The 24,937-nt window shown below is 69.0% G+C and carries 18 protein-coding genes; 9 read left to right on the top strand and 9 right to left on the bottom strand.

The features are described 5' to 3' along the window. The first annotated feature begins 3 nt into the window (after positions 1 to 3). Positions 4 to 924, top strand: a complete 921-nt coding sequence (locus tag H5407_RS11945; protein ID WP_183104670.1) for an AraC family transcriptional regulator — start codon at positions 4 to 6, stop codon at positions 922 to 924. A gap of 22 nt (positions 925 to 946) precedes the next feature. Here the strand turns inward: H5407_RS11945 and H5407_RS11940 are convergent, their stop codons facing one another. Together H5407_RS11940 and H5407_RS11935 are read right to left on the bottom strand one after the other, a co-directional pair. After that, positions 947 to 2,005 carry an FAD:protein FMN transferase gene (locus H5407_RS11940; RefSeq protein WP_183104669.1) on the bottom strand — a complete coding sequence of 353 codons (1,059 nt, stop codon included), beginning with the start codon at positions 2,003 to 2,005 and terminating at the stop codon, positions 947 to 949. A 23-nt stretch (positions 2,006 to 2,028) separates the two neighbouring features. Continuing rightward, positions 2,029 to 2,439, bottom strand: a complete 411-nt coding sequence (locus H5407_RS11935; protein ID WP_183104695.1) for a c-type cytochrome — start codon at positions 2,437 to 2,439, stop codon at positions 2,029 to 2,031. A gap of 274 nt (positions 2,440 to 2,713) precedes the next feature. Here H5407_RS11935 and nosZ point away from each other — a divergent pair, with 274 nt between their 5' ends. The 8 genes from nosZ to H5407_RS11895 all read left to right on the top strand — a co-directional run bounded on the left by nosZ (position 2,714) and on the right by H5407_RS11895 (position 15,326). Further along, entirely contained in the window at positions 2,714 to 4,633 is a 1,920-nt protein-coding gene (gene nosZ, locus H5407_RS11930) for a TAT-dependent nitrous-oxide reductase (protein ID WP_183104668.1), read from the top strand. A gap of 294 nt (positions 4,634 to 4,927) precedes the next feature. Then, entirely contained in the window at positions 4,928 to 7,591 is a 2,664-nt protein-coding gene (locus tag H5407_RS11925; protein WP_183104667.1) for a NosR/NirI family protein, read from the top strand. Next, positions 7,588 to 8,895, top strand: a complete 1,308-nt coding sequence (locus H5407_RS11920; protein WP_183104666.1) for a nitrous oxide reductase family maturation protein NosD — start codon at positions 7,588 to 7,590, stop codon at positions 8,893 to 8,895. The genes H5407_RS11925 and H5407_RS11920 overlap by 4 nt, the downstream gene beginning before the upstream one ends. Further along, positions 8,876 to 9,823, top strand: coding sequence for an ABC transporter ATP-binding protein (locus H5407_RS11915; protein ID WP_183104665.1), 948 nt, complete (start codon positions 8,876 to 8,878; stop codon positions 9,821 to 9,823). Before H5407_RS11920 ends, H5407_RS11915 begins: the two co-directional genes overlap by 20 nt. Continuing rightward, positions 9,820 to 10,656 carry an ABC transporter permease gene (locus H5407_RS11910; RefSeq protein WP_220800577.1) on the top strand — a complete coding sequence of 279 codons (837 nt, stop codon included), beginning with the start codon at positions 9,820 to 9,822 and terminating at the stop codon, positions 10,654 to 10,656. The genes H5407_RS11915 and H5407_RS11910 overlap by 4 nt, the downstream gene beginning before the upstream one ends. Then, complete coding sequence (locus tag H5407_RS11905; RefSeq protein ID WP_183104664.1) at positions 10,653 to 11,210, top strand: nitrous oxide reductase accessory protein NosL; 558 nt, start codon at positions 10,653 to 10,655, stop codon at positions 11,208 to 11,210. The genes H5407_RS11910 and H5407_RS11905 overlap by 4 nt, the downstream gene beginning before the upstream one ends. Further along, positions 11,207 to 11,881: a nitrous oxide reductase accessory protein NosL gene (locus H5407_RS11900; RefSeq protein ID WP_183104663.1), complete on the top strand. Its 675-nt coding sequence runs from the start codon at positions 11,207 to 11,209 to the stop codon at positions 11,879 to 11,881. The genes H5407_RS11905 and H5407_RS11900 overlap by 4 nt, the downstream gene beginning before the upstream one ends. Positions 11,882 to 11,978: 97 nt before the next feature. Beyond that, positions 11,979 to 15,326: an EAL domain-containing protein gene (locus H5407_RS11895; RefSeq protein WP_255501203.1), complete on the top strand. Its 3,348-nt coding sequence runs from the start codon at positions 11,979 to 11,981 to the stop codon at positions 15,324 to 15,326. On the opposite strand, the gene cobA is transcribed toward H5407_RS11895, so the two are convergent. The 7 genes from cobA to H5407_RS11860 form a co-directional block, all read right to left on the bottom strand. Continuing rightward, positions 15,305 to 16,105, bottom strand: a complete 801-nt coding sequence (gene cobA, locus H5407_RS11890; RefSeq protein ID WP_183104661.1) for a uroporphyrinogen-III C-methyltransferase — start codon at positions 16,103 to 16,105, stop codon at positions 15,305 to 15,307. The two genes, H5407_RS11895 and cobA, sit on opposite strands and share 22 nt — an antisense overlap. Beyond that, positions 16,102 to 18,900, bottom strand: coding sequence for a molybdopterin-dependent oxidoreductase (locus tag H5407_RS11885; RefSeq protein WP_183104660.1), 2,799 nt, complete (start codon positions 18,898 to 18,900; stop codon positions 16,102 to 16,104). Before H5407_RS11885 ends, cobA begins: the two co-directional genes overlap by 4 nt. Positions 18,901 to 18,904: 4 nt before the next feature. Continuing rightward, positions 18,905 to 19,300 (bottom strand): nitrite reductase small subunit NirD, encoded by a 396-nt coding sequence (gene nirD / locus H5407_RS11880; RefSeq protein ID WP_183104659.1) that lies wholly within the window; start codon positions 19,298 to 19,300, stop codon positions 18,905 to 18,907. 9 nt (positions 19,301 to 19,309) lie between these two features. Then, positions 19,310 to 21,736, bottom strand: coding sequence for a nitrite reductase large subunit NirB (nirB, locus tag H5407_RS11875; RefSeq protein ID WP_183104658.1), 2,427 nt, complete (start codon positions 21,734 to 21,736; stop codon positions 19,310 to 19,312). Between the two features lie 67 nt (positions 21,737 to 21,803). After that, positions 21,804 to 22,634: an ABC transporter ATP-binding protein gene (locus tag H5407_RS11870; RefSeq protein ID WP_183104657.1), complete on the bottom strand. Its 831-nt coding sequence runs from the start codon at positions 22,632 to 22,634 to the stop codon at positions 21,804 to 21,806. Positions 22,635 to 22,644: 10 nt separating this feature from the next. Beyond that, positions 22,645 to 23,526 (bottom strand): nitrate ABC transporter permease, encoded by an 882-nt coding sequence (gene ntrB / locus H5407_RS11865; protein ID WP_183104656.1) that lies wholly within the window; start codon positions 23,524 to 23,526, stop codon positions 22,645 to 22,647. Between the two features lie 40 nt (positions 23,527 to 23,566). Then, a complete protein-coding gene (locus tag H5407_RS11860; protein WP_404935623.1) occupies positions 23,567 to 24,784 on the bottom strand; it encodes a CmpA/NrtA family ABC transporter substrate-binding protein in 1,218 nt (405 codons plus the stop codon). Positions 24,785 to 24,937 lie beyond the last annotated feature (153 nt).

Raw genomic sequence — 24,937 nt, 5'->3', positions numbered from 1 at the left:
AACATGCAGGAAAGCATGCGTGCCCCGTGCCGGCCGCCCACGCGGGCCGATGTCGAACGGCCAGGTGTCGAACCGCCGGCTGTGCATCAGCCTGCGTCCGGTGGACCCTGGTGCGAAGGTCCCGGCCTGCCCCGGGGTGAAGACGCGCGCGTCGATACGGCCACCGAGCAGGCCCTGCTCTTTGGCGCCGCACAGACGGCGATGCTGTTCGAAGGCCTGGCCGGCTTTCTGTTCGTGGTGAAGGACCGGGCGGGGCGCTATGTCTCGTTCAACGCCTCCTTGCTGCAGCGCCTGGGCCTGCCGCAGGACGCGAGCCTGCACGGTCGCACGGTCACGGAGCTGTGGCCGGACGCCCTGTCCAGCCGTTACATGGCCCAGGATGAATGGGTGCTGAGCCGGCGCAGCCCCCTGCTCTACCAGCTGGACCCCATTCTGCTGCCTGGCGGGAGCGCGGGCTGGTGCGTAACGCACAAGTACCCGCTGTGCTCGGCGGGCGGGCAGATGCACGGCATCCTGTGCCTGTCCAAGGACGTGCCCGGTCTGCGGCGCGACGCCGACGACGCAGCCCTGGTCGAGGCGGTCGATGCCATGACCAAGACCTGCGAGCGGCGCCACAGCGTGGCACAGCTCGCAGGCATGGCGGGCCTGAGCCAGGCGCGCTTCTCGGCCCTGGTGCGACGGGTGTTCGGCATGAGCCCGCAGGAATTCATCGTGCGCCACCGCGTGCGCGCCGCCTGCGCCCTGCTGCGCCAGGATGGGGAGTCCCTGATGGACGTGGCCTTGGGCTGCGGCTTCTACGACCAGGCCCAGTTCAGCCGCCAATTCCGGCGCGTGGTGGGCATGGCGCCCTCGGCCTATCGCCGCCAATGGACGACTCAGGCATCGGGGGCGATGCCCTGGCCATGGGAGCCCTGGGTGCACTGAGGTCGGGCCGGCGGCCCAGCCTTCAGGCGCGCTGCAGTTGGCGGCCCAGCCCGGTGCTCATCCAGAGCTGCTGCGAGCCCTGGCCTTCGCCTGGCCCAGCCAGCATCAGCTCGACGCCCTGCAGACCCTGCGCCCAGCGGCGCGCCTGGGCCGGCCCGGCCACCATCATGGCGGGGCCCCAGGCATTGAGCTCGGCCACGCTCCGGCCCAGGAGGGCCAGGCCGTGCAGGCCCTGGCTGGGTTCGCCGCTGCGCGGGTCCAGGATGTGGTGAAAGCGCCGCCCCTGGCGCTCGAAGCAGCGCTCATAGTCACCCGAGGCGGCCAGCACGGCGCCGGCGACGGGCATGTCGATCACGCCCAGCCAGCGCGAGGGCTGGCGCGGGTCCCGCAGGGCCACTCGCCACGGGCGATCGGCCTCGGCCTGGCCCAGGCTGAGGATGTCTCCTCCGCCATTGAGCAGGGCGTGGGCGACGCCCTCCTGCCTGAGCACCGCGAGGCCGGCCTCGAGGATGGGCAGCTTGGCTGCGCCGCCGAGGTCCAGGCGCACGCCGGCGCGGTCCAGGGAGGCCTGCTGCCGGCTTATGTCCAGCTTCAGGTGACGCCAGCCGCTCAGGGAGCGCTGGGCCTGCAGCTCACCCTCGCCGGGCCGGTGTTCCTGGCCTGGACGGAAGTCCCAGCCCTGGTAGCTGCCGACGGTGGGGTCGTAATGGCCGCCGCTGTCCTGTGCGCGCTGCAGCGCGGCCTGCATGACCTCCGCCAGTTCGCGAGGCAATGGCAAGACCTGACCCCGCCCCGCCTGGACGGCGAGCTGGTCCAGGGGATTGCCCGCCTCGAAGCGGCTCATCAGGGCGGCGAGGGCCGTCATGCGGTCCCAAGCTCGGGCCATGGCCGAACGGGCCAGGCTCTGGGGCACGGCACACACCGAGAGATCGATCCGGGTGCCCATCAGCACACGGCTTTCCTGCCAAGGGGCGGCCGCGCCGCGTGCGTGGGACGGCAGAACGACGGCGCCCCAAGCCATCAGCTGAAGGCCGCCCGCCAGCTGGCCCAGGCGACGCAGGCATTGACGCCTCTGCATCATGTGTCCTTCCGGCTCGTGACCGCTCAGCGCGACTGATCGGCCATGAAATCGACCGCGGCCTTGACCTCGTCGTCACTCAGCGAGGCGCCACCGCCGCGGGCCGGCATCATGCCCTTGGCACCAGTGAAGCCCTCGATGGCGTGCTTGTAGAGCACGTCCTTGCCCTGGGCGATGCGCGGGCCCCAGTCGGCCTTGTCGCCGGGCTTGGGAGCGCCGGCCACACCGGCGGCATGGCACATGGAACAGGTCTTGCCAAAAACCGACTTGCCCACGGTGTTCTCCGCTGCGGGCGCGGCGGCAGGTGCCGGCGCTGGCGCGCTGGCCGCAGGGGTGGCCGTGTTGGCAGGGGCGTTGGAAGCCTCCTGCTTGCCGCAGGCGGCAAGGCTGGCCGCAGCCAGGACGACCAGGGTGCTGATGAGCGTGCGAGTGGCCATGCGGCCGCTGGAAATGGGGGTCATGAGTGTTCTCCGCAATGGCCTCCGCAGCGATGCGGGTGCCGGACAGGCCGGATTCTGTGCATGCCAGGCCGGTCGCACAAGTCCATCACCCCGGTTAAAGCTATATTTTTGAGAAACGTTTCAAACCTTGAACTGGATCAAGGAGGGCAAACCCGGGTTTCCAGACGATGCAGGCAAAACGAGGACGCCCTCCCCCAGCGCTGCGGCGCAGCGTCCCGAAGCCCGAGTTTCATTCACCTGAGGTCACCCAATGAAGGACGAAAAGAAGTTGACGAGCGAGGAATCCAGCGGCCTGGGACGCCGTCGATTCATGAATTCCGCGGCACTTGCCGGTCTGACGCTGGGCGTCGCGGCCTGTGCCGAAAAGAAGAGCGATGGCGCCCCCGCCGCCGCCGGTAGCGCGCCTGCTGCGGCCGGCCATGGCGGCAACGCCTCGCACCTGAAGCCTGGTGAGCTGGACAGCTATTACGGCCTCTGGAGCGGTGGCCACACGGGCGACGTTCGCGTGCTGGGACTGCCCTCGGGCCGCGAGATCCTGCGCATCCCCTGCTTCAACCCTGACGCCCTGGTGGGCTGGGGCATCACCAACGAATCCAAGAAGGTGATGGGCACCAAGGCCGACGGCAGCCTGCGCTACACGGTGGCCGACACCCACCACGTGCATGCCTCCTACAAGGACGGCAACTATGACGGCCGCTACGCCTGGGTCAACGACAAGATCAACAGCCGCATCGCCCGCATCCGCCTGGACTACTTCGTCTGCGACAAGATCACCGAGCTGCCCAATGTGCAGGGCTTCCACGGCATCTTCCCGGACAAGGCCGACCCGGTCGATCCGAAGATCAACTACACCACCCGCGTCTTCTGCGGCGGCGAGTTCGCCATCCCCCTGCCCAACACCGGCACCGAGGACAGCAGCAAGTACCGCTCGCTGTTCAGCTGCGTCGATGCGGAGACCATGGAAGTCCGCTGGCAGGTGCTGATCGACGGCAACTGCGACCTGGTGGCCACCTCCTACGACGGCAAGCTGGCCGCCACCAACCAGTACAACACCGAGATGGGTGCGAAGTACGAGGACATGATGTCCTCTGAGCGCGACGCCTGTCTCTTCTTCAACGTGGCCCGCATCGAGGCCGCCGTCAAGGCAGGCAAGTTCAAGACCTACGGCGACTCCAAGGTGCCGGTGGTCGATGGCACGCGCGACTCCAACAAGGACCCCAAGACGGCGCTGACCGCCTACGTGAGCGTGCCTAAGAACCCGCACGGCGTGAACGCCAGCCCGGATGCCAAGTACTTCATCTGCGCCGGCAAGCTCTCGCCCACCGCCACCGTGATCGAACTGGCCAAGGTGCTGGACTACTTCGACGGCAAGCTGGAAGCGGCGGACAAGGCCATCGTGGCCGAGGTCGAACTGGGCCTGGGCCCCTTGCACACCGCCTTCGACGGCCGCGGCAATGCCTTCACCACCCTCTTCCTGGACAGCCAAGTCGTGAAGTGGAACGTAGACGCTGCCATCAAGTTCCATGCAGGCGACAAGAGTGCCAAGTACGTGGTCGATCGCCTGGACGTGCAATACCAGCCGGGCCACCTGAACGCCAGCCAGTCCGAGACGCGCGCCGCCGACGGCAAGTACCTGGCCGTGGGTTGCAAGTTCTCCAAGGACCGTTTCCTGCCGGTGGGTCCGCTGCACCCCGAGAACGAGCAGTTGATCGACATCTCGGGCGACAAGATGGTCCTGATGGCTGACCACCCGGTCCGTGGCGAGCCGCACGACTTCATCATCTTCAAGCGCGAGCTGGTCAAGCCCAAGCAGGTCTACAACCTCGAGGACTTCCCGCTGGCGGTGAAGGACGCGAAGGAATCGGGCGTCGAGCGCAATGGCAAGAAGGTCACCGTGCGCCTGACCTCGCAGGCTCCGGCCTTCAGCATGCGCGAGTTCAAGCTGAAGAAGGGTGACGAGGTCACGCTGATCCTGACCAACCTGGACAAGGTGGAGGATCTGACCCACGGCTTCGCGATCCCGAAGTACAACGTGAACTTCATCGTGAACCCGCTGGAGACCGCGTCGGTGAGCTTCGTGGCGGACAAGCCGGGCGTGTTCTGGTGCTACTGCACGCACTTCTGCCATGCCCTGCACCTCGAGATGCGCACGCGCATGATCGTCGAGTAAGAGCCCACCCCCTACGCGCTTCGCGCCCCCTCAAGGGGGCTGAGCCCGGACAGGATGAGCCCAGCGGGCTCATCCTGCCTGGCGACGAGTCGGGCCACAAGGCCCGCCGCGGCCTGCAAGGCCACCCCTAGGACCGGCGAAGCCGGATCCTCGGATGTCGCTGGGGGCGCCACGGCTGCGCCGGGCGCGCTCTGGCGCTGGGGCTCGGTAGGGGGCCTGGCTGTGCCGGACACGTTTTCGATGGGAGTGCTTGTCGGGTGACTCGAGACCATTCGACAGGTTGGGAAAGAGAAGATGTCGGTAGTTCTTCGTTTCATCGCGGCCTTGTCGGCCGCGCTTTTTCTTGGCGGATTCACGGATCTGGCGCTTGCGGCAGATCAAGCGTCTTCGGCCAAGGCGCTGGAGCGCGGCACGCATCAGGCCTACGAGGCGCATCTGCCGGATGACCTGGCCACGGCGCCGGAGCTGTGTGCGCGACTGGACTGCGCGGCGGTGTTTCCCGGTGCTGTGAGCTTCTCGCCACGCAAGGGGCAGCCGCCCTATGTCGAGGCCTATGGCCCGGCGCAGAACGGCGAAGCGCATGGTCCGCTGCTGGGCTATGTGATGCTGTCCACCGACATCACCGACACCCCCGCCTACTCCGGCAAGCCCGTGGTCACCCTGATCGGCATGGACCGTGAGGGCCGCTATGTTGGCGTCAAGGTGCTCAAGCATTCCGAGCCCATCCTGCTGCTGGGCATCCCCGAGGCCGCCCTGGTCAACTTCAACCACCAGTACGTCGGCAAGTCGGTGCGGGACAAGATCGAGGTCGGCCCCTCGCGCCCCGAGGAACAGGTGCTGGGTGTGGACGCCATCTCCGGCGCCACCGTCACCGTGATCGCCCAGAACCAGGTGATGCAGCTCTCCAGCAGCGCCGTGGCGCGGCAGGTGGGCCTGATTGCCCCTGTGCATCGCGAACCGCTGAAGGCCATCGAGACCGGCGCGCGCTACGGCTGGGACCAACTGCTCAAGCTGGGCGCCGTGCAGCGCCTGCAGGTGCGGCCGGAACAGGTCGGCCTGGACAGGAGCGCAGAGCCCTTCATCGAGCTCTGGTTCGGGGACTTGAACCACCCCGATCTCGGCCGCAGTCTGCTAGGCGCGACTGGTTACGAGAACCTGCGCAGCCGGCTCAAGGCCCATGAGCAGGCGTTTTTCATCATCCGCACCGCCGGGGCAGAGTCCTTCAAGGGCTCGGGCTTCGTGCGCGGCGGCATCTACGACCGCGTGCAGGTGCGTCAGGGCGCAGAGTCCTTCACCTTCCGCGACCTGGACTATCTCAACCTCTATGGCCTCGAAGCCGCCGGTGCCCCGAGCTACACCGAATCGGCCATCTTCATCATCCGCGCGCCCAGCTTCTCGGCGGCCTACCCCTGGAAGCTGGCCTTCCTGGGCAACCGCGTGGACCGCGCCACGGGCCAGCGCAGCTTCGCCAACTTCGAGGCCAAGTACTGGCTGCCGGCCGAGCTGATGCAGGGAGGCCGCCCCGAGGTCGAAGAGGACGAAGCGCCCTGGCGCCGCGTCTGGAAGGCTCGCGCGCCCGGCATCGGCGCCTTCATCGCGCTGCTGCTGGGCGTAACCGTGGTCTATGCCCTGCGCGAACGCCTCACTCGCCGTGCCACGCACCGCAACAAGTGGCCGGTCAACGTTTTCAAGTACAGCGCCTGGGGCCTGTCCATCGCCTTCGTGGGCTTCGGCGTGATGGCCCAGCCATCAATCACGCAGGTGCTGACCTGGTTCCATGCGCTGCTGTTCCAATGGACCTGGTCGCTGTTCCTCTCCGACCCCTTCATCTTCGTCTTCTGGATCTTCATCATCCTGACCGTCTTCCTGTTCGGCCGGGGCCTGTTCTGCGGCTGGATGTGCCCCTTTGGCTCGCTCTCGGAAGCGCTGTACAAGATCGGCGGCATGCTGGGCCTCAGGCGCTGGCAGCGCCGGGTTCCACAGGCCGTGCATGACAAGCTGAAGTGGCTGAAGTACGGCATCTTCTTCGGCCTGTTGGCGGTCTCCATGGTGTCCATGAGCACGGCGGAAATGCTGGCCGAGGTGGAGCCCTTCAAGACCACCTTCCTCGTGGGCATCCTGCACCGGGCCTGGCCCTACGGCCTCTTCGTGTGCACGCTGCTGGGTGTCTCGCTTTTCATCGAGCGGCCCTATTGCAAGTACATCTGCCCGCTGGGGGCCGCTCTGGCCATGCCCAGCACCTTCCGCTGGTTCGGCCTGCGCCGCAAGATGGACTGCAACAGCTGCAAGGCCTGCGCCGTGGGCTGCGGCGCCCAGGCCATCGACGCCGCCGGCCGCATCGACCACCGCGAGTGCCTGCACTGCCTCGATTGCATGGTGCTCTACACCGACACCGCCGGCTGCCCGCCCCTGGCCAAGGAGCGCAAGCGACGCGAGCGCGACGGTCTGCTGATCACGGCCATCGGCCGCGATGGCTACTTCATCCCCATCACCCCCGTGGCGCCCGAGCTGCCGGCCAAGGTGGCCCAGGGGCCGGACCCGCGCATGCCCACCGAGCCGCACCAGCCGCCCCACAAGGCCGGCGCCCGGGGACTGCGCTGGCTCTTGCTGGAGCTGCGCGACCACCTCTGGCCCTGGAGCCCGCAGAGCCTGCGCGGCCCGCGCGCCCTGCTGCTGGCTGGCGTGGCCCTGGCACTTGCGGCCAGCGTGGCCTGGGCGCTGGCGGCGACCGGGCGGCTGTCCGGCCCCGCGCTGATCCTGTGGTGGTTCGGCTGGAGCGTCTACGAGGTGCTGATCCGCCTGCAGGGTCGCCGCTACGTCAAGGATGGCCCCTGGTGGCAGGCGAACTACCGCCGCGCCAGCGTGATGGACATGCTCAGCTACGTCGGCTTCAAGAACCTGCTGTTGGGCGCAAGCCTCTTCTTGTTGCTCAAGGGCCTGGGAGTGCTGCAGCCATGAAGCCCCCCACCGCACGGCTGATCGCGACGCTGCTGGGCCTGGTGCCGGGCCTGCTTCTGTGCGGCGCGGCCTGGTCCGCCACCTGGCGGGTGAAACCCGGCGAGGCCATCCAGCCTGTGCTGGACCGGGCCGCCGCGGGCGACGTGGTGGAGATCGAGCGCGCCTTCCACGACGAGTCGCTGCGCATCGCCAAGCCCTTGACCCTGCGCGGCCTCGACCGGCCCACGCTCAGCGGGGGCCGGCGCGGGGACACCATTCGCGTGACGGCACCCGATGTGCGCATCGAGGGGCTCATCGTGCGCGACAGCGGCCACAGCCTCAAGGACCAGCACGCCGCCATCTACCTGGCGCCCGGCTCGCACCGCGCGGTGGTGAAGGACTGCGAGCTGGTCTACAACCTCTTCGGCCTGTGGATCGAGAAGGCGGATGATGTGCGCGTGGAGCGCAACAACATCACCGGCCTGCGCGACCTCAACACCTCGCAGCGCGGCAACGGCGTGCAGCTCTACAACACGCAGGGCGCGCGCATCCTCGGCAACCGCATCAGCTTCGTGCGGGACGCGCTCTATGTGGACGTCTCCCACCATGCCGAGTTCAAGGGCAACGAACTGCACCACAGCCGCTATGGCACCCACTATATGAACTCCTACTACAACCTGTGGGAGGGCAATGACAGCCATCACAATCGCGGAGGTCTGGCCCTGATGGAAGTGCGCGACCAAGTCGTGCGCAACAACCGCACCTGGGCCAACACGGACCACGGCATCATGCTGCGCACCCTGCAGGACTCGGTCATCGAAGGCAATGTGGTGGTGGGCAACGGCCGCGGCTTCTTCATCTACGACGTCGAGTACGCCACCCTGCGTGGCAACCTTGTTCTGGACAACGCCGTGGGCGTGCACCTCAGCGCCGGCTCGACCCGCAACACCGTGCAAGGCAATGACTTCATCGGCAACCGCGAGCAGGTCCGCTACGTGGGCAGCCGTGACGAGGCCTGGGGTGACAAGGCCGGCAAGCCCGGTGAAAAGCGTGGCCAGGGTAACCACTGGAGCAACTACCAGGGCTGGGACCGCGACGGCGACGGCCTGGGCGACCTGCCCTACGAAGCCAATGACTTGGTCGATCGCCTGCAGTACCAGCACCCGGCCATGGCTCTGCTCAGCGGCAGTCCGGCCGTGCAGGCGCTGCGCGTGCTCGGCCAGCAATTCCCCGTGCTGCGGGTGCCCAGCGTCGTCGACGCGGCACCGCGCATGACCCCTCAACACCGCGACTGGAGTACCTGGCGTGACAAGCTCGCACAATGACAGCGGGGCCGTGCTGCAGCTGCGCGGCCTCTGCAAGCACTACGGCGCCGGCCCTGCCCTGCTGAAGGCCCTGGACGGCGTGGATCTGGACGTGGCCCCCGGCCAGCTCTTCGGCCTGATCGGCCACAACGGCGCTGGCAAGAGCACGCTCTTCAAGCTGCTGCTGGGCCTGATCCGCCCCACGGCGGGCAGCCTGCGCGTGCTGGGCGAGCCGGTGGACGGCCCGCGCTATCGCGAGCTGCGTCGCCAGCTGGGCTACCTGCCCGAGAACCTGGTGCTTTACGACAACCTCAGCGGCCTGGAGACCCTGCAGTTCTTCGCCCGGCTCAAGGGAGCCTCACTTGCGCAGTGCGAGGGCCTGCTTGAGCAGGTGGGCCTGGCCGGCGCCAGCCGCCGCGCGGTGCGCGAGTACTCCAAGGGCATGCGCCAGCGCCTGGGTTTTGCCCAGGCCCTGCTGGGCGAGCCCCGCCTGCTGCTGCTGGACGAACCCACCACCGGCCTGGACCCTGCGGCCATCCGCAACTTCTACCAGCAGCTGGACGCCCTGCGCGCCCGCGGCGTGACCCTAGTGATCAGCTCCCACATCCTGGCTGAGCTGCAGGGCCGCGTCGATTCGCTGGCCATGCTCAGCGGCGGCCGGCTCAAAGCCCAGGGCACGGTGCAGTCCCTGCGCGAGCGCTCTGCCATGCCGATTCGCATCCTGCTCAGCGGGACGCCGCCCCAGTTGGACGCCCTGCCTCAGCAGCTGCTGGGCCTGATGGAGCGTCTGCAGTTGCAGCGCGAGAGCCCGGGGCAGGCCTGCCTGCGCTGCCCGCGCGAGCTGAAGATGCCCGTGCTGCAGCGCCTGTCCACGCTGGAGCTTTCGGACCTCAGCATCCAGGAGCCCAGCCTGGAAGACGTCTACTTTGAGCTGAGGGAGGCTGCATGAGCCGTCCACTGCAATGGCATGCCCTGGCCACCCTGGCCGGCAAGGAATTCCGCGACCGCCTGCGCAACCGCTGGGTGCTGGCGGTGGCCCTGGTCTTCACGGCCTTCTCGCTGGCCATCACCTACTTCGGCAGCGCCGCGCAGGGCGTAGTGGGGCCGCGCTCCATCGAGCTGACCATCGCTAGCCTTGTCAGTCTGGTGATCTACCTGATCCCCTTGATCGCCCTGCTGCTGGGCTTCGACGCCATCGTGGGCGAGCGCGAACGGGGCTCCCTGGACCTGCTGCTGGCCCACCCGCTGACGCGCCTGGAGCTTCTGCTGGGCAAGTACCTGGGCCTGGCCGCGGCCCTGAGCCTGTCCACGCTGATCGGCTTTGCACTGGTGGGCGTGCTGCTGTGGCAACGCTTCGGCCAGGCCGGGCTCTACCACTACAGCGGCTTCGTGCTGAGCTCCGTGCTCCTGGGACTGGCCTTCCTGAGTCTGGCCCTGTTGATCTCGGTGCTGGCTCGGGACCGCACCCGGGCCTCGGGCCTGGCCATCAGCCTGTGGTTTGTCCTGGTGCTGGTCTTCGACCTGGCGTTGATGGGCCTGCTGGTGGCCAGCCAGGGCCAACTGGGTGGCCTGGGCGGAGAGGCCCTCGCCTACGCGCTGCTGTTGAATCCGGCGGATCTCTTCCGCATCCTCAACGTTTTTGCGCTGGACGATGTCCGGCGCCTCTACGGCCTGGCCGCCGTGGTGCCGCCGAGCCTGGGCCAGCCCTGGCTGCTGGCCTCCGCCATGCTGGGCTGGATCCTCGCCCCGCTGGCCCTTGCCTCCTGGAGATTCAAGCCATGAACAGCACGCTCGTCCCCCTGCCTTCACTGACCCGTCGCCAGGGCCTCGCCCTCGGGCTGCTCGGCCTGGGCGGCCTCGTCGGCGGCTTGAGCGCCTGTGGTCGGCAGGACGAAGCCCCCCCCGCGCCCAGCGACATCGTCGCCGGCCTCAGCTGCGACCTCGACGGCATGCTGCTCTCCGACTACCCCGGCCCCAAGGGCCAGATCCTCTACGTGGGCGAGAGCAAGCCGCACTGGTTCTGCGACACCGTGGAACTCATCAACGTGCTGCTCAAGCCCGAGCAGCAGCGCGCCGTGCGCATCGCCTACACGCAGGACATGGCGCAGGCCGACTGGGAGATCCCGCGCGGCCATTGGTTTGACGTGCGCCAGGGCTTCTACGTGCTGGGCAGCAAGCGCCAGGGCTCCATGGGGCCCACCATCGCCAGCTTCAAGGAGCAGGCCGCGGCCCAGGCCTTCGCCCAGGCCTTTGGCGGCAAGGTGCTGGCCTTTGCAGCGCTGAAGCCTGACATGGTGGACCTCAGCGGCGGCGCCCAGCAGGACAGCCGGATGTGAACACCCTGTCCGCTCCCCGGCCGGACCGCCGCCGTGCCGCGCGCTGGCTGCTGGGCGGCCTGGGCCTGCCCGCGTTGGCTGTCGGCTACGGCGCAGGCACGGCCTGGCGGCTCGAGCACAGTGGGGAGCCCGCGGTGCCCGAGGACATCTGCCGCGTCGCACCTCTGCAGGCCTGGACCCCGGCCCTGGGCCGCGGCAGGCTCGCTGCGCGCATGCCGCCACCGGAGGCCCGCTGCCCGGTCTGCGGCATGTTCCCGGCACGCCAGCCCCGCTGGGCCTGCCAGCTGATCTACCGCGATGGGGCCGCGCATTTCTTCGATGCCGCACTGGACCTGCTGCTCTACCTGCAGGACCCCGGTCGTCATGCGCCCGGCTACGGCCGGCGGGACATCGCGCGTCTGTATCTGCCCGAGGCCGGCGCAGACGATCACCGCTGGATCGCCGCAGAAGACGCCACCCTCCTGCTGGACAGCACCTGGAGCGGCAGCGTGGGCAGCCCCATGCGCCGGGGTGCCCTGCCGGCCTTTGCCGATGCCGCGCAGGCCAGGGCCCTGCAGACCGCCCATGGCGGCGAGCTGTGGTCCTGGCAGCGCCTGCAGGCCCTGCCTGCGGTGCAATGGCCGCCCTCACTGCGCGGCCTGGGCCCGCGCCATGCCCATGGCGCGCGCTGACCGTCCGCCCTCATAACCCTACAGCTGCCGGCGACATCCGGGCGGGGTCTACGGGACAGCGCATACTCCCCTGCTTGGATTCATGGAGCGGGTGATATTGCGATCCAGATTCGACCTGACGGTGCGCCGGGTGTTCGCGGCCGCGCTGGCGACCACCCTGATCCTGTGCGCCGCCCTGTACAAGCTCAGCCTCGATGCCGAGGAAGCCGCACGTCTGGTGACGCAGACTCACCAGCTGCTGGTCAAGGTCTCGTTGGTGCGCAACAGCACCCTGCAGTCCGAGCTGGACACCCAGAGTTTTCGCCTCACCGGCCAACAGGCCTACCGCCGCTCCCGCGACCTGCAGCTGGTGCGTCGCGAGGCGGCCTTGGCCAGCATCCAGCGCCTGGTCCAGGACGATGCGGTCCAGCAGGGGCGCTGGCAACAGCTGCGCGCCGTCATCGACGAGCGCGTAGCAATCGTCAACGAGATCGTCCGCCTGCGTGAGGAGCAGGGCCAGGCCGCCGCCGCCGCCCTTGCCGCCGCTGTGCCTCTGCAGGCCACCCGCGCACGCATGCATGCGCTGCTGGATGCCATCGAGAGCGAGGCGCTGCGGCAGCAGCAGCTCTACAGCGAGCGCCAGACCCGCACCCGCGACCAACTGCGTTGGGCCGGGGTCGTGGTGTCCGCCGCCTTGCTGGCGGTGCTGGTCGCCAGCCACGGCCTGATCCGGCGCCAGCTGCGCGCGGCCGACGAGCATCAGCAGGACCTCGCCGAGCGCGAGGAGCACCTGGACGTGACCTTGCGTTCCATCGGCGACGCCGTCCTGGTCACCGACCCCGAAGGCCACGTGCGCCGCATGAACCCCGCGGCCGAGCACCTGCTGGACAGCCCACTGGACCAGGCACAGGGGCATGACGTGGGCGATCTGCTGAGCCTCGTGGATGCCGACACGCCCTACCCCACGCCTCTGCCCCTGGCCCGCCTGGCCGAGGCCGTCCGCACGAGCGGCCTTCAGGCCCGGCTGCAACGCGGCGACGGCAGCCTGTGCGTCGTCAACGTGACGGCGGCCCCTCTGTGGAGCCGCCGACGCGAGTTCCTGGGCCTGGTGTACGTGGTGCGGGACATCAGCGACGAACGGGCCCTGCAGGCGCTGCTGCGGCAGCAAAAGGAGCAGGCCGATCGAAACGCCCAGGAGCGCGGCGTGCAGCTTCTGGAGAGCGAGGACCACCTGCGCAACTTGCTCAGCCACGTGCCGGCCATGATTGCCTATGTGAACAAGAGCCTGCACTACGTCTACGTCAACAGGAAGTACCTGGACTGCTTCGCGCCGGCGCTGGCGGACCTCACCGGCCTCACCGAGCAGGAGGTGCTGGGCGAAGAGCGCTTCGCGATCGCCAGCCCGATGATTGCCGGCGTACTGGCCGGCGAAGCGCAGGACTACGACTGGGAGCCCTTTCCCGGCCTCTGGCAGGCCATCAGCTATGCGCCGCGCCGCCTGGCTGACGGCACGGTGGAGGGCTACTACGTGCTGGGCACGGACATCACCCTGCGCAAGGAGGCCGAGCGCCGCATCCAGGACTTGAACCAGCATTTGGCAGACCATATCGACGAGCTGCAGCGCGTCAGCCGCGCCCTGCGCACCCTCAGCGCCGGCAACAAGATCCTGCTGCGCGCCCAGGACGAATCGACCCTGCTGGACGGCATGTGCGAGGCCGTTGTCAGCGCTGGCGGTTACGAGCTGGCCATCGTATGGCTGGCCGATGCCGAGACCCCAGGCCGGCTGCAGGCTGTGGCGCAGAGCGGGCTGGCGGCCGGGCTCGACTTCCTGCGCGCCCAGACGTGGGTGCTGGCCGACACGCCCGAGGGCCAGGGCGCACCGGCCCGTGCCGTGCGCCAGGGCTTGTCCACCTTTGTCGGCAATATCGCCGAGGAGCCCGCCGAGGCCCAGTGGCACCGTGGCCTGGGCGGCGTGGCCTGCGCCGTGGCCTGCCCGCTCATCACCGCTGGGCGCTGCTTCGGCGTGCTGGCAATCTACGACCGCAGGGCCTCGACCTTCGACCAGGAAGAGGCCAGGCTGCTGGCCGAAGCCGCCGAGGACCTGGCCTTCGGTCTGGACGCCCTGCGCGCGCGCGCCGAGCGCCGCCAGGCGCTGGCTGCCATGCACAGCCTGGAGCGCACCGACGCACTGACCGGCCTGCCCAACAGCACCCAGCTCGACGAGACCCTGGCCGCCGCGCTGGAGCAGCGGCTGGCGGACCCAGCGCAAGCCGGCTTCGCCCTGCTGCAATGCAATGTGGAACGGCTGAAGGACATCAACGACACCCTGGGCTTCAAGCAGGGTGACCAGCTGCTGCGCGAGATCGGCGCTCGGCTGCGGGCCGTGGCGCCGACCTCCGCCCTGGTGGTCCGCCTGCGCGGTGACGAGTTCGCCCTGCTGCTGCACGGCAGCGACCGCCCGCAGGCCCTGGCCCTGATCGCGACCCTGCAGCAGGCCCTGGCGAGGCCGGTGATCGTGGCGGACATCCCGCTGCACATCAACGTCACCATGGGCCTGGTGCTGTGCCCGGAGGACGGCACCAGCCCGCACGACCTCTTCCGCCGCGTCGACATCGCCATGCAGCATGCGCGGCGCAGGGGCCTGCCCTGCGCGCCCTTCGAGCTGGGCATGGACCGCATCGACCCCGGGAAGCTCAAGCGGGCCGGCGAGCTCAAGCGCGCCATCGAGCGGGACGAGCTGCGGCTCTACCTCCAGCCCAAGGTCGATATGCGCGAAGGACGCGTCTGCGGCGCCGAGGTGCTGGTGCGCTGGCAGCACCCGGAACACGGCCTGCTGGGCCCGGGTGAATTCATCGAGCTGGCCGAGCAGACCGGCCTGATCAAGCCGCTGACGGAATGGGTGCTGGACCGCACCTTGGCGCAGCTCAAGGCCTGGCAGGCACAGGGACTGCAGCTGCCGCTGGCCGTCAACCTCTCGGCGCGCAACCTGCGCGACGAAGACCTGCTGCTGACCGTGCTGCGCCTGCACCGGCAGTGGGAGGTCATGCCGGGGGCACTGGAGCTGGAGATCACCGAGAGCACGGTCATGGACGATGCCTGCTTCGCCCTGGGCGTCCTGCATGGCCTGCGCGAGGCTGGCATCCCCTTGTACGTGGACGACTTCGGCACCGGCTATTCCTCGCTGGCCTATCTGCAGCGCCTGCCGGTGGACTACATCAAGATCGACCAGTCCTTCGTCTTCGACATGACCGAGAGCCAGCACTCCGCCACCATCGTGCGCTCCACCATCGATCTGGTGCATGACCTGGGCCGCCGTGCCGTGGCCGAGGGCATCGAAACCCACGAGCACTGGCGCCGCCTGCTGGGCATGGGATGCGATGTCGGCCAGGGCTACTTCATCGCACGACCCATGCCCGCTGAGCAGTTCCCTGCCTGGCTGCGGGGCTACCGGCTGCCAGAGGCCTGAGCCTGCCGCTCGGCACGAGCGCTGTCGTTCAGGAAGTTTCGGGCCTCGGCCATCGCGGCGACCTCGCCGATGACCAGCACGGCCGGCGAGCCCAGACCCTCGCTGGCGAGCAGCGCCGGCAGCAGCGCCAGCACCCCGAAGGCTTCGCGCTGCTGCTCGGTGTGGGCGGCGCTGATCACCGCGACCGGCGTGCTGGCGGCCAGCCCGCCTTCCATCAGCGCCGCCACGATCCCGGCGCAGCGGCTCACGCCCATGTAGACGACCAGGGTCAGGCCGGAGCGCGCCAGGGCCGCCCAGTCCGGAGCGCGGCCGCCCTCGCCGTTGTGGCCCGTCACCAGGGCCACGCCGGGCGCGCAGCGGCGGTCCGTCACCGAGATGCCCACGCTGCTCGGGCCGGCCAGGCCCGCGCTGAGCCCGTTGATCACCTCGACTTCGATGCCCGCCGCCTGCAGCGCGTCCATCTCCTCACCGCCACGACCGAAGATGAAGGGATCGCCGCCCTTGAGCCGCACCACGCGCAGGCCCTGGCGGGCCGAGCGGATCATCAGGGCGTGGATGAAGCCCTGTTCCGTGGACGCGCAGCCGCCGCGCTTGCCCACCTGCAGCACGCGGGTGTGCGCAGGCAGCTCGGCCAGGATGCGGCGGTCCACCAACTCATCCACCAGGACGAGCTCCGCCTGCATCAGGCAGGCCCAGGCCTTGCGCGTCATCAGCTCGGGATCACCCGGTCCGGCGCCCACCAGGCTGACGCGGCCGCGAGGAGTGGCAGTGGCGTTCATCGCGATGTCTCCATTGAAGTCGAAGGGGACTGGGCCAGGCGGCGCAGCTGCGGCAGGCAGGACCCGCACTGAGTGCCGCAGCGCAGGGACGACTGCAAGTCCTGCAGTCGGCCTGATGGGGTCAGGTCTTGACACTGGCGGAGCTGGCTCACGATGGCGGACTCGCGCACGCCCAGGCACTGGCAGACGACCGGGCTGGCAGAGGCGCTGCTGCCCAGGGGCTGGGGCGCCAGCAGCTGGCGACCCAGGGGGGCCACCGGCCGGCCTTCGCGCCACCAGTCGTCCAGCCAGGCGCCGTCGCCCTGGCCCTGCCTCTCGCGGACTTCGCTGACGCGCAGCCAGGCCTGCAGGCGTGCCCGCTCGCCCTCGCCCTGCAGGCGCAGCAATCGCAGCGGGCCGCGACGGCCGTCGGCATAGCGCAGCGCGCCCGGTGCGTCCAGGGCCAGAGCCGCAGTCAGGTCCTGCACCCAGCGGCTGTCCGGCGCCTGCGCGAAGGCCGCCTCCAGCTGCCAGCCAGTTTGCCCCGGCAGCACGCCTGCGACGGGAACACAGCAGGCATAGACCGCCTCGCGCCCCAGGGCCAGCAGGGCTTGATGCAGGGCCTCGGCCTGCGCTTCGGGCACCTGCGCCGCGCCCAGCACCCGCCAGGGAAGCGTCAGGCGCTTCAGGCCGATGGCAGCGAACTTGAGCTCGGGCTGGCCCGAATCCGGGCAGCACTGGGACTGGCTCAGGGCATTCACGCCCTGCAGCGCCGCCCCGGACTCGTCGCGGCCCAGCAGGTACTCGCTGCCCCAGTGCATAGGCAACCAGGCCTGGCGCGGGCCCAGTTGGGGGTCGGCCGTCACCTTGACGTGCAGGCGGCCGCGCGCTGAGTTCACCGCCGCCAGTTCGCCCTCGGCCAGGCCCTGCCGGCTCAGCTCCTCGGGATGCAGGGCCAGGCGCGGCTCGGGAGCGCTGGCAAACAGAGCCGGCACCGTGCCACTGCGGCTGAGGCTGTGCCACTGGTCACGCAGACGGCCGCTGGAGAGCTGCAGCGGGCGCTCGACGCTCGGCCATTCGACGGGCGGCCGCCAGCTGATGGGCTGGAAGCGCGCGCGGCCCGAGGGGGTGGCGAAGCGATGGTCCAGGTAGAGCCGCGACCGGCCCGCCTCGGCACCCTCCGGGAAGGGCCACTGCTGAGGCGCTTGCTCCAGGCGCGCGTAGCTGAGGCCGCCGATGTCCAGGTCACGACCCTTGGTGGCCTCGCGGTGTTCGAGCCAGGCCTGCTCGGGGCGGTCCCAGGCAAAGAGGCTGGGCTGGGCCGGCCGCAAGGCGTGCTCCAGGCGCCGGGCGAGGTCGCGCACGATCTGCCAGTCGCTGCGGGCCTCGCCCGGCGGTGGCACGGCCGCGCGCACGCGGCTGATGCGGCGCTCGCTGTTGGTGACGGTGCCCTCCTTCTCGCCCCAGGTCGCAGCCGGCAGCAGCACGTGGGCGAACTCGGCGGTGGCGCTGCCGCTGAAGGCGTCCTGGAGCACGACCAGCTCGCAGCGCTGCAGGGCGGCGCGCACCAGGGCCTGGTTCGGCAGGGACTGGGCCGGGTCGGTGCAGGCAATCCAAAGGGCCTTGATCTCTCCGGCCGCAGCGGCCTCGAACATCTCGACAGCCGTCTTGCCCGGGCCCTCCGGCAGGCGGTCCACGCCCCACAGCGCGGCCACCTCGGCTCGATCCGCCGCCGAGGCCGGATCGCGATGCCCCGGCAGCAAGGTCGCCATGCCGCCGGCCTCGCGCCCACCCATGGCGTTGGGCTGACCGGTCAGCGAGAAGGGACCGCAGCCCGGTCGGCCGATCTGGCCGCTGGCCAGGTGCAGTTGGATCAGGGCCTGGTTCTTGTCGGTGCCGGCGCTGCTCTGGTTCAAGCCCATGCAGTAGAGCGACAGCGTGGCCGGGCTCTGCGCGAAGAGCCGCGCGGCCTCGATGATCTGGGCCTCGGGCAGGTCGCACAGCTGCGCCGCGCGGGCCGGCGTCATGGCCTGCACCTGCCCGCGCACGGCCTCGAAGCCCTCGGTGTGGGCGGCGATGAAGTCATCGCGTATCCAGCCCTGCCAGATCATCTGGTGCAGCATGGCCTGGAACAAGGCGACATCGCTGCCGGGACGCAGGGCCAGGTGCAGGTCGGCGAACTCTGCGGTCTCGGTTCGGCGCGGGTCCGCGACGACGATGCGCAGCGCCGGGTTCGCGGCCTTGGCCGCCTCGATGCGCCGGAACAGGATGGGATGGGCCCAGGCGGTGTTGGCGCCGGCGATGAAGAGGCAGCTGGCCTGCTCGATGTCCTCGTAGCTGCAGGGGGGCGCGTCGGCGCCCAGGGCCTTCTTGTAGCCGACCACGGCCGAGCTCATGCACAGGCGCGAGTTGCTGTCGATATGCGGCGTTCCCCAGAGCCCGCGGGCCAGCTTGTTGAAAGCGTGGTAGTCCTCGGTGAGCAGCTGGCCGGAGATGTAGAAGCCCAGGGCCTCCGGGCCATGGGCCGCACGCAGGGCCAGCAGGCGCTCGACCAGGCGCTGCTGGACGCCCTCCCAGCCCGGCTCCTGCCACGCCTGCGCCCGGTCCTCGCGCCAGCGTGGCACCAGCAGGCGGCGGCTGGACAGCACCTCAGGGGTCGCCGTCAGGTGCAGACTGGCGCCCTTGCTGCAGAGCCGGCCGAAGTTGGCCGGGTGCTCCGGGTCGCCCCGCACGCCGGCGATGTGGCGGCCTTCGCTCTCGATGATGAGGCCACAGCCCACGCCGCAGTAGGCACAGGTGCTTCGCGTCTCCATCATGGCATCAGCAGCGGCGGCCGCAGGCACTGGGCGCGACGGCCTCGGCGCCCAGGCTGGCCAGCTCGCTGGCCAGCAGCAAGACCTGACCCTCGACCAGCCTCACCTCGAAGCGCGGCGTGCGGCCCTCGTCCGGCTCCCGGGCGCAGCCGGTGCGCAGCTCGATGGTCCAGTTGTGCAGGGGGCAGGCCACAGCCTTGCCGAAGACCAGGCCCTGGCTCAGCGGGCCGCCCTGGTGCGGGCAACGGTCCAGCAGCGCGTGGACCTCGTCGTCCGAGGTACGGAACAGGGCCACGGGCGCGGCGTTCGGCAGCGCGGGGCGCTGGATGCGGCGCGAGCCCAGGGGCGGGATATCGTCCAGGCGGCAGACGGCGACCCAGCCGTCATTCGGGATCGTATGCATGGGGTTTCCTCACAGAGTCTCGAACTGGCGCAGGTCCACGCGCGCCTTGCCGTGCTCGAACCAGGGATCGGGTTCGTTCGCCAGCGCGGCCTGCAGCTCGGCCCACAGGGCCTGGCGCCCCGGAGCGTCCTCCAGGATGCGACGGCGGATGTGGTCCATGCCGACGCGGGCCACGTAATGCACCGTGCGCTCCAGGTACCAGCCCTCCAGACGGTAGAGCTGCAGAAAGGCACCGCTGTACTCCAGCACCTCCTCGGCGGTGCGCAGCTTGCACAGGAACTCGGCCACCTCGGTCTTGATGCCGCCATTGCCGGCGATGTAGATCTCCCAGCCGGAGTCCACGCCGATCACGCCGACGTCCTTGATGCCGGCCTCGGCGCAGTTGCGCGGGCAGCCGCTGACGGCGATCTTGACCTTGTGCGGTGCGTACATGCGCCACAGCGCGCGCTCCAGGTCCTTGCCCATCTGCGTGGAGTCCTGGGTGCCGAAGCGGCACCACTCGCTGCCCACGCAGGTCTTCACCGTACGCAGGGCCTTGGCGTAGGCGTGGCCGCAGGGCATGCCCAGGTCCTGCCAGACGGCGGGCAGGTCCTCCTTCTTCACGCCCAGCAGATCGATGCGCTGGCCGCCGGTGACCTTGACGGTGGGGATGGCGTACTTGTCGACCACGTCGGCGATGCGGCGCAGGTCGGCGGCCGTGGTCTCTCCGCCCCACATGCGCGGGATCACGCTGTAGCTGCCGTCCTTCTGGATGTTGGCGTGGCTGCGCTCGTTGATCAGGCGCGACTGCGGATCGTCCGCGGCTTCATGGGGCCAGGTGCTGATCAGGTAGTAGTTCAGCGCCGGGCGACAGCTCGGGCATCCGTCAGCGCTGGTCCATTCCAGGGTCTGCATGACGGCCTCGCGGCTCGTCAGGTGGCGGTCGCGGATGGCCTCGCGAACCTCCTGATGGCTGAAGGTGGTGCACCCGCACATCGCCTTCTTGCGCGGCGTGGCCGAGTAGTCGCCACCGGCCGTGAACATGATGAGCTGCTCGACCAGGCCCGTGCAGGAACCGCAGGAGGCGCTGGCCTTGGTGTGCTTGCGCACCTCCTCCAGCGTGAAGAGGCCCTTCTCCTTGATCGCCTTGCAGATGGCACCCTTGCTGACGCCGTTGCATCCGCAGACCTCGTCGCTGTCGGCCATGGCGGCGGCCTTGCTGTGACCCTCGTGGCCGACGTCGCCGATATTGGACTCGCCGAACATCAGGCGCTCGCGGATGTCGGCGATGCTGCGGCCCTCGCGCAGCAGCTTGAAATACCAGCTGCCATCGACGGTGTCCCCGTAGAGGCAGGCGCCGACCAGCTTGTCGTCCTTGATGACGAGCTTCTTGTAGACCCCGGCGTGCGGGTCGCTCATCAGGATCTCCTCGCTGCCCTCGCCGCCCATGAAGTCGCCGGCCGAGAAGAGGTCAATGCCGGTGACCTTGAGCTTGGTGCTGGTCTGTGACCCGGAGTAGCGGCCGATGCCGAACTGCGCCAGGTGCGTGGCGCAGACTTTGCCCTGCTCGAACAGCGGCGCGACGAGCCCGTAGGCGACGCCGCGGTGCGCCGCGCACTCGCCGACGGCGTAGATGCGCGGGTCCGTGACGGTCTGCAGGGTGTCGCTGACCACGACGCCGCGCTGGCACAGCAGGCCTGCGGACTCGGCCAGTGCCGTGTTGGGGCGAATGCCGGCGGCCATCACCACCAGCTGCGCCGGGATGGCGGTGCCGTCCTTGAAGCGCACCTGGCTGACGCGGCCGTTCTCATCGCCGATCAGGGCCTCGGTCTGCGTGCCCAGGCGGAACTTGAGGCCGCGCTGGATCAGCGATTCGCGCAGCAGGCTGCCCGCCTGCTCGTCCAGCTGGCGCTCCAGCAGCCAGTCGCCTAGATGGACCACGGTGACGTCCATGCCGCGCAGCATCAGGCCGTTCGCCGCCTCCAGCCCCAGCAGGCCGCCGCCGATGACCACGGCTTGGCGGTAGCGGGTAGCGGCCTCGATCATGGCCTGGGTGTCCGCGATGTCGCGGTAGGCGATCACGCCGTCGAGTTCCTTGCCTGGCACCGGCAGGATGAAGGGCGTGGAACCCGTGGCGATGAGCAGGCGGTCATAGGCGGCCTCGGTGCCATCGGCAGCGCGCACCACGCGGCGGCGGCGGTCGATCTCGGTCACCGTTTTGCCCAGGTGCAGGGTGATGCCGTGCTCCTCGTACCAGCTCAGGGGGTTGAGGACGATCTCGTCCAGGGTCTGCTCGCCCGCCAGCACGGGCGAGAGCAGGATGCGGTTGTAGTTGGGGTGCGGCTCGGCGCCAAAGACGGTGATCTCGTACAGATCGGGCGCGATCTTCAGCAGCTCTTCCAGGGTGCGGACGCCGGCCATGCCGTTGCCCACCATCACCAGCTTCATCTTGTTCATGCGTGCTCCAGGCAAAACCTGACCCTGCCCGCGGCGAAGGCAGGCATGCAGGTCGGAAACAGGGGTGTCAGGCCTCGAGGGCGGCGTCAGCCTCGGACTGAGCGTGGCCGGCGTAAAGAAAGTCGATCACCGCCTTGCGGCATTGCAGGTAGACCGGATCCTCAGCCAGTTGCACCCGCTTGCGCGGGCGCGGCAGGGGCACGGTCTGGATCTGGGCCAGCGTGGCGGCACGGCCCTCGGGCGTGGGCGGTCTCATCATCACGATGCGGTCCGAGAGCAGCACGGCCTCGTCCACGTCGTGGGTCACCATCAGCACGGTGCTGCGGGTGGTGGCCACGATCTTCAGCAGCTCGTCCTGCAGATGGGCGCGGGTCAGCGCGTCGAGTGCACCAAAGGGTTCGTCCATCAGCAGCACCTTGGGCTCCATGGCCAGGGCGCGGGCGATGCCCACGCGCTGCTTCATGCCGCCAGAAATCTCGTGCGGGCGCTTGTAGGCGGCATGGGCCATGCCCACCAGTTCCAGCGCGGCCTGGGCGCGGGCCACCAGGCGGGGGCGCGCCTCCTTGGCGGCGAAGACGGTCTCCACGGCCAGCAGCACGTTGTCCAGGCAGCTCAGCCAGGGCAGCAGGGAGTGGTTCTGGAAGACCACGGCACGTTCGGGCCCGGGGCCGGCGATCTCGCGCTGATCGCACAAAAGCGCACCCTGGCTGGGCCTGAGCAAGCCGGCCACCAGGTTCAGCAGCGTGCTCTTGCCGCAGCCCGAGTGGCCGATCAGGCTGATGAACTCGCCGCGGCGGATGTCCAGGTTGATGCCTTCCAGAGCCTTGAACGGCCCCTTGCGGGTCTTGTAGACCATGTCCACGCCCTGGATCTGGATGAAGGGGGTGTTGCTGCTCATGACAGGCTCCTCATTCCTCGAAAGTGAAGCGGCGGGCCAGGGCCACCAGGGCCGACTCCAGCAGCAGTCCCACGATGCCGATCACGAAGATGGCCACGATGATGTGCTGCACGTTCAGGTTGTTCCACTCGTCCCAGACCCAGAAGCCGATGCCCACGCCGCCGGTCAGCATCTCGGCCGCCACGATCACCAGCCAGGCCGTTCCCACCGAGAGTCGCACGCCGGTCAGCATGTAGGGAAGGACGGAGGGGAAGAGGATGCGCGTCAGCAGCTTCCACTCCGAGAGGTTCAGCACGCGGGCCACGTTGAGGTAGTCCTGCGGCACGCGCTGCACGCCCACCGCCGTGTTGACCACCATGGGCCAGATGGAGCAGATGAAGATGGTCCAGATGGCGGCCGGGTCGGCGCTCTTGAAGACCAGCAGGCCGATGGGCAGCCAGGCCAGGGGCGAGACGGGCTTGAGCAGGCTGATCAGCGGCGAGACCATGCGGCTCGCGAACTCGAAGCGGCCAATCAAGAAGCCCAGCGGGATGCCCACCGCCGCCGCCAGGCCGAAGCCCAGGGCCACGCGCTGCAGCGAGTTCAGCACGTTCCAGCCGATGCCCACGTCGTTTGGGCCCTTGCGATAGAAGGGGTCGCTGAAAAGCTGCACGGCCGAGTCCCAGGTCGCGGCCGGCGTGGGAATGGGACCGCCCTTGAAGGTCAGCAGGGCCCACAGTCCGATCAGCAGGGCCAGGCCCAGCACGGGTGGTAACACCCGGGCCAGCAGGGCAGAAAAGTCCACGGGCTGGCGCGGGGCCTTGGGGCGATCCGGCAGCGGTTTTGGAGGCGTTGCAGCGGGCACGGCAGACGCAGTGGCCTCGCCCGGAGAATGGAAGACGGCAGACACCATGGGTACTCCTTGGAAAGCGATCGATGCGCAGGGGGGTGGCTCATGCCTTGAGCTTGAAGCCTTCGGCGTAGCGCGCGGGCTCCTTGCCGTCCCAGACCGTGCCGTCGATCAGCTTGCTGCTGCGCAGGGCATCCTTGGGCACGCTGACCTTCAGCTGCGCGGCGGCCTCGCGGTAGAGATCGACCTGGTTGATCTGTTTCGCCACGGCCAGATAGTCCGGGTGCTCCTTGATCAGGCCCCAGCGCTTGTGCTGGGTGAGAAACCACATGCCGTCTGAGAGGTAGGGGAAGTTCACCGCGCCGTCGTCGAAGAACTTCATGTGCCGGGGGTCGTCCCAGGTCTTGCCCAGGCCGTTCTGGTAGCGGCCCAGGATGCGCTGGTTGATGGCATCGACGCTGGTGTTGACGTAGCTCTTGTCGGCGATGGTGTCGGCCATCTTGAGCTTGTTCTGCAGGCCGGCATCGATCCAGCGGCTGGCCTCCAGCACGGCCATGATCACGGCGCGGGCGGTATTGGGGTACTTCTTGACGAAGTCGCCGCTGGCACCCAGCACCTTCTCGGGGTGGTCGGGCCAGATCTCCTGGCTGGTGGCCGCGGTGATGCCAATGCCGTCCATGATGGCCCGGTGGTTCCAGGGCTCGCCCACGCAGTAGCCGTCCATATTGCCCACGCGCATGTTGGCCACCATCTGCGGCGGCGGCACGGTGATGACCTTGGCGCCGCCCCAGGGGTGCACGCCGTGCGTGGCCAGCCAGTAGTAGAGCCACATGGCGTGCGTGCCCGTGGGGAAGGTGTGGGCGAAGCTGTACTCGCGCTTCTCCGTCGCCATCAGCTTGGCCAGTGAGGCGCCGTCCACCGCGCCCTTGTCGGCCAGCTTCTTTGAGAGGGTGATGGCCTGGCCGTTGCGGTTGAGGGTCATCAGCACGGCCATGTCCTTCTTCGGACCGGAGACCCCGAGATGCAGGCCGTAGACCAGGCCGTAGAGCACGTGGGCCATGTCGAGGTCGCCGTTGACGAGCTTGTCGCGCACGGCGGCCCAGGACGCCTCCTTGCTGGGCACGATGCGGATGCCGTACTTGCGGTCGAAGCCCATCACCGAGGCCATCACGATGGAGGCGCAGTCGGTCAACGGGATGAAGCCGATGCGGACCTCCTCCTTCTCCGGCTTGTCCGAGCCTGCGGCCCAGGCCTGGGGCAGGCCGAGGCTGGCGACACCGCCGACGGCGGCTCCCAGCATCTGGCGTCTCTCCTGGCTCATCAAACCCTCCTTATGACTGCGGGACATGCGTGTGCTCCTGACGACTAAAAAACAAAAAAGGCGTCGCGACCTCATGGCGGCGTGCGCGAAAGCACGGCTCAGGGGTCAGACGCCTTTGTCCGGAAAAGGGATGCCGATGCAATCGGCTTCTCG

Origin of the sequence: Mitsuaria sp. WAJ17 (assembly GCF_014174515.1) — a bacterium.
In the GTDB taxonomy this organism is placed as follows: Bacteria; Pseudomonadota; Gammaproteobacteria; order Burkholderiales; family Burkholderiaceae_C; genus Roseateles_B.
The sequence above is the reverse complement of the archived record's forward strand: the minus strand, read 5'-3'. Positions and strand labels throughout refer to the sequence as shown.

Coding starts and splice junctions, on each gene's coding strand:
- H5407_RS11945 (WP_183104670.1), top strand. CDS start 4: ATGCAGGAAAGCATGCGTGCCCCGTGCCGGCCGCCCACGCGGGCCGAT.
- H5407_RS11940 (WP_183104669.1), bottom strand. CDS start 2,005: ATGATGCAGAGGCGTCAATGCCTGCGTCGCCTGGGCCAGCTGGCGGGC.
- H5407_RS11935 (WP_183104695.1), bottom strand. CDS start 2,439: ATGGCCACTCGCACGCTCATCAGCACCCTGGTCGTCCTGGCTGCGGCC.
- nosZ (WP_183104668.1), top strand. CDS start 2,714: ATGAAGGACGAAAAGAAGTTGACGAGCGAGGAATCCAGCGGCCTGGGA.
- H5407_RS11925 (WP_183104667.1), top strand. CDS start 4,928: ATGTCGGTAGTTCTTCGTTTCATCGCGGCCTTGTCGGCCGCGCTTTTT.
- H5407_RS11920 (WP_183104666.1), top strand. CDS start 7,588: ATGAAGCCCCCCACCGCACGGCTGATCGCGACGCTGCTGGGCCTGGTG.
- H5407_RS11910 (WP_220800577.1), top strand. CDS start 9,820: ATGAGCCGTCCACTGCAATGGCATGCCCTGGCCACCCTGGCCGGCAAG.
- H5407_RS11905 (WP_183104664.1), top strand. CDS start 10,653: ATGAACAGCACGCTCGTCCCCCTGCCTTCACTGACCCGTCGCCAGGGC.
- cobA (WP_183104661.1), bottom strand. CDS start 16,105: ATGAACGCCACTGCCACTCCTCGCGGCCGCGTCAGCCTGGTGGGCGCC.
- H5407_RS11885 (WP_183104660.1), bottom strand. CDS start 18,900: ATGATGGAGACGCGAAGCACCTGTGCCTACTGCGGCGTGGGCTGTGGC.
- nirD (WP_183104659.1), bottom strand. CDS start 19,300: ATGCATACGATCCCGAATGACGGCTGGGTCGCCGTCTGCCGCCTGGAC.
- nirB (WP_183104658.1), bottom strand. CDS start 21,736: ATGAACAAGATGAAGCTGGTGATGGTGGGCAACGGCATGGCCGGCGTC.
- H5407_RS11870 (WP_183104657.1), bottom strand. CDS start 22,634: ATGAGCAGCAACACCCCCTTCATCCAGATCCAGGGCGTGGACATGGTC.
- ntrB (WP_183104656.1), bottom strand. CDS start 23,526: ATGGTGTCTGCCGTCTTCCATTCTCCGGGCGAGGCCACTGCGTCTGCC.
- H5407_RS11860 (WP_404935623.1), bottom strand. CDS start 24,784: ATGAGCCAGGAGAGACGCCAGATGCTGGGAGCCGCCGTCGGCGGTGTC.